Genomic DNA, 4,293 nt, shown 5'->3' with positions numbered 1-4,293 from the left:
GATGACGCTGGCGCAGGCGATGATCGTGGCCGCCCTCTCCAGCATGGCCAGTAGCGCTTTCACCCAACTCGCGTCCGGCCAAGGGTTGAACTTCGGGAAGCTGGCGACGGCCGGCGCGATTGGCGCGATCACGGCGGGCTTGACCAAAGGCATCACCTTTGACGGCAGCAGCTTCGGGGTGAGTGCATGGGGGAAGTCCCTGGAGGGAACGAATACCCTGGCAAACCTCGCGGGCACGACCAACGTCGGTGGCGTGTTGCAGGCGGCCCAGAATGGCGCGACCGGCACGCTGGCACAGCAAGCCGTGGGCTTCGTTGGCACGGGCTTGATCAATGCCGGGGTCAGCACGGTGTTCAACGGGGGCAGCTTTGGGAATGCGCTCAAGGGCAGTCTGGTGGCGCAGGGAGCAGCACTGGGTGCCAACAGCATTGGCGCCAACACCGATCCAGGTTCCTTTGAGAACATCGCCAGCCATGCGGCGCTCGGCTGTGTCGCGGGTGTGGCCGGCAGCGGTGACTGCGCGTCAGGTGCCATTGGCGGGGCTACTGGAGCGGTGATATCGCCACTGGTGGGTAGTGCGCTGGGGATCGAGACGAACGCTGATCGTGCCAATTCGTTGAATCAGGCCATCGTGATCGGCGCGGCGATGTTGGCCGGAGGCACCCTGGCCAATGCGCTGGGGCGGAACGGCGTATCGGCAGCCGCCGCGGCACAGAACGAGGCGGCCAACAACTATCTCAGCGCCAAGCAGGAAAAGGGCCTGGTTGATGCGCTGAATGCGTGTGCAACGGGTGACACCGCTTGCGTAGCGAAATGGACGTCGTACTACACCGGCACCAATGCCGAACAGCAGCAGGCCGCCCGGAACTGTGCGCTGGATGGTTGCACCGCAATCAGTAACGAAGCCCGTAGTGCACCATCGATCAACAGCGACGCGAACCTGGCAGCTTGTCAGGGTGTGGCCAGTTGCATCTCCCTGCTGAATAGTCTTCCGTCGCAGAACTCGTCGGCAGCAGCTGCCGCCTTGCAGCGCTGGAACGATACGAAGAACGCTCGGGTACAGGACGTTACCCAGAAAGCGGCGCTGGCATCAGGGGTTTCGCCTACCACTGCGGCTGCATTATCCAGCGTCTCACCTATCGAAGTATCGGGGGCGATCGATGGCGCACTTGGCGCGGCCATCGGGGCCATCGCGAATCGAGGGGCAAACGCCAATACGTCGTCCGGGTCCTCGAGCATGATTAACGGAGTGACAGTCGTTGATCAGAGAACGGGAACGGTGTATCAAGGTACCGTCGATTTGCAGCCTACGCTTACACGGATCGCAAATGGCGGTGCGCCCCTTTCGAAGAACGATGGTACTGTCTTTCAAAACCGTCCGGTCAACGGAACGCAGCTTCTTCCGGCACAGCCAGCTGGCTATTACAAAGAATATGTGGTGCCAACGAAAGGTATAACCGGGCCGGGACCGCAGCGAATCGTTATGGGTAAAGGCGGAGAGGTCTACTATACTCCAGACCATTATCAAACATTTATTCCTGTAAAAAATTAGACGAGAGCCTATCCATGGGGAAATTGAGAGAATTTACCTTCGTTTCGAACGTAAGAGGTTTTGCGGAGAGCGGAGCACTTGTGGTGAGGGTTGCTGGAAATATCCAGACGCCAACACAGCTCTTTGAGTTATTTTATCAGTCGCTTACTCTGCCGGGTTACTTTGGATTTAACTGGAATGCCTTATTCGATTGCCTCCGAGACCTCCATTGGGTTAATCAAAGAAAAGTGATCATCGTGCATGACGACCTCCCGTCACTACCGCCGTCTGAGATGAAAATATATCTCGAAGTCTTGCGCGATTCCATTCTAGATTGGAAGCCGGAGGAACCGCATTGTTTGGAAGCGATCTTCGATGAGAGTGATCGCATTAATATCGAGGCCGTGATTACAGAAGGTTAGTCGCGTGCGAAAATCGAGGATTGGGGCAAGTTCACGACTGACTCTGTCAAGATGACCAACGCGCAGTCCATGCAAGTTCACTTCTACCAGAAGACAAAAACTGGCGCCGTAGATTACCAGACACAGGACTACAAGGTGAAGAGAGTGGTCAAGCCATGATCGTTCGATATGCAAGGGCCAGAGCCTATCAGGGCAAGGGGAAGGATCCGCATCTAACGCTTGGGAATGAGTATATCGTGCTTGGGATTCTCTTCCGTTCTGAAGATAGGTCCCACGAAATAACGATCCGGAGTGACTCGGAGGGCGTGCCAAGTTTGTGGGACATAGGGCTGTTTGATGTGATCGATCCCGATTTACCAAATGGATGGGTACTTCTAGATCTAGGAAGTGGTTACTACCGACTGGCTCCAAAAGAGTTTGCGGGAGACTTCTGGGGCCGCTTCCACGATGGGGATCCTGATGCGGAAAAGCTCTTCGAGCAGGTAGTCGGAAAACTCAAGGCCTTCCACGTGATCAGGCGTTGCTAATGCAGTCTTTCAGTGAGACGGAACTCATCCTTGTGGCGGCTTCGTCGCTTCTGGGCCCGGGAAGAATCACGTCGGCGCAGGCGTTACCGATAGCGGCGCTCAAGGGTTGGGCCATTGGCGTCCCTGTAGCTGATGAGGAATCTCTGAGCGCGATGAACACGAATATCGCGGCTGATGCGATCAACGCGGTCAACCTGGCGTCCGGGTCGCGCGGGCCCGTGATCACTCCGACCAAGTGATGAGGAAGGAAGCTATGACCAGCCAATTGGAGCGGCTAGAGCAGACTCTAGGCGGGAAGCTTGAGAGGCAGGGCGCTCGGGTGATCCCGGGCACTGTCGCTGTAGAGGGTACGGAGTTTGTCTATTTCGCTGATGATGGTGAGTACAAGTTCCGAAAGCAATTTAGAAACCTAACGGAATTTACCAATCCGCCGAATGCCAAGAGCGGAGGAGTTAACGAGCGAGGTTGTAGGATCACCTTGTCTAGTGGTCAGCATGTTTCATGCAATTGGCTACCACGGCGACCTTGAGGGCTGGCGGAAGGACATAGAGGCTGGCGCACAGGCGATGCACCTTCTGCTGGCCCGGATCGAAGGCGATAAGTTCGTGGTCTCGGACGGTCGCCTGTTTCCATTGAGCGAGTGCAAGATCGAGTTCGACTGACACTGGACGATTGCCACTACCGGCCAGTGAGCAATAACGACAGACCCGGCTTCGGCTGGGTTCGTCGCTTCTGCAGAGGTTGTTCCACGGCTCCTGCGAGGGACCGGATACTGTTTGCAATTCACTCGCCTGCCAGAATGAAGCGCACGAACCGGCGCTCTCCGTTCGGGAGTCGCTTCTCGACGACACGTGAAGGGGTGTCAGACCAGGACGACTCTCTCCGCCAAACAGGTGCTCTACACCAGCGCTTGAGCGCCGGCTTCCCGCATTGGCAAATAACAAGATCCTGCAGTCGGAGTGTGAGCGGCTTCGGCTAGATTCGCGTATCTAGCCTTTTTCTGTTGCATGGGGTGATTATTTGTTCCTAGTTTAATTCGATTCAAAGCTCAATGAGAAAGATAGGATTTGATGGCGGAAGCTCACTATGCGAGCTTGGACCCGTGTCGGATGTGGTGCTGTTCTTCGAATGCTTGAAGATCTACGTGGAGCAGGCCCAACCGGAGCGGGACTGGAGCCTGCTGACGGATCGCCTATATCGCCGCTACCTTCGCTTGGGGGAACTGGATGCGGCGTCGGCGCTGATGGACCAAGCTAGGCAGATCTTTGCTGGGCTTCCTGCCTCGTCCGTCGAATGGGAACCCAGGATGGTGGGAAACGCAGAAAGAACCTGGCTGGATCCGCACCAACAGACATTGGCAGACGTGTTTAGTAAATACTTCGAGCGCTTTGCTCATTGTGTTGAGTCAGCACGACTTAATTACGAAAGCTTCAAATCCTATCCAGGGTATTCGTATGAACGGGTGAGAACGATCATTTCGGACCTGCCTGGCTTCACACGCGACAAGAATAAGCCGCTAGCGGCGTACGACGCTCTGGAAGGTAAGCCATTCTGGCTTCAGTGAGAGTGCGATAGCTGGATGGGTTCGCGCCCGTCGTTTCTGGATGTGGCGTCAGTCTCACCGGTACCGGCGACCTGACCAATGCCGGCGACCTGGCCGCAGCGGGCAAGGTCGCCATCAAGACGCCGGGCACGTTCACCAACAAGGGCGTCTACGACAGCAAGATCACCACAACGCCCGGCTGCGTGGCGGGCGCGCCGGACTGCCCGGGCGACAGCAATCCCCGCGTGGATTCCCTTGCCTGGCAGCACA

The 4,293-nt window shown here is 56.8% G+C and carries 6 protein-coding genes; all 6 read left to right on the top strand.

Translation table 11 applies throughout. The features are described from left to right. On the top strand, window positions 1–1,552 hold a 1,552-nt coding region (locus AC1DQR_RS40050; RefSeq protein WP_477135113.1), incomplete at its 5' end, for a DUF637 domain-containing protein. 14 nt (window positions 1,553–1,566) lie between these two features. After that, window positions 1,567–1,953, top strand: coding sequence for a barstar family protein (locus AC1DQR_RS40045; RefSeq protein WP_477135112.1), 387 nt, complete (start codon window positions 1,567–1,569; stop codon window positions 1,951–1,953). 155 nt (window positions 1,954–2,108) lie between these two features. Further along, window positions 2,109–2,480, top strand: a complete 372-nt coding sequence (locus tag AC1DQR_RS40040) for a hypothetical protein (RefSeq protein WP_477135111.1) — start codon at window positions 2,109–2,111, stop codon at window positions 2,478–2,480. Then, on the top strand, window positions 2,480–2,719 hold the full coding sequence (locus AC1DQR_RS40035) for a hypothetical protein (protein WP_477135110.1): 240 nt from the start codon (window positions 2,480–2,482) through the stop codon (window positions 2,717–2,719). Before AC1DQR_RS40040 ends, AC1DQR_RS40035 begins: the two co-directional genes overlap by 1 nt. Window positions 2,720–2,974: 255 nt before the next feature. Continuing rightward, window positions 2,975–3,142 (top strand): hypothetical protein, encoded by a 168-nt coding sequence (locus AC1DQR_RS40030; protein ID WP_477135109.1) that lies wholly within the window; start codon window positions 2,975–2,977, stop codon window positions 3,140–3,142. A 389-nt stretch (window positions 3,143–3,531) separates the two neighbouring features. After that, the gene (locus tag AC1DQR_RS40025) at window positions 3,532–4,044 is read left to right on the top strand and encodes a hypothetical protein (RefSeq protein WP_477135108.1); all 513 of its coding nucleotides are present in this window, start codon (window positions 3,532–3,534) and stop codon (window positions 4,042–4,044) included. Window positions 4,045–4,293: the final 249 nt, after the last annotated feature.

It is taken from the genome of Cupriavidus sp. 05L411 (assembly GCF_056398045.1).
Note: the sequence above shows the minus strand (reverse complement) of the source record. Positions and strands in the feature narration are given on the sequence as shown.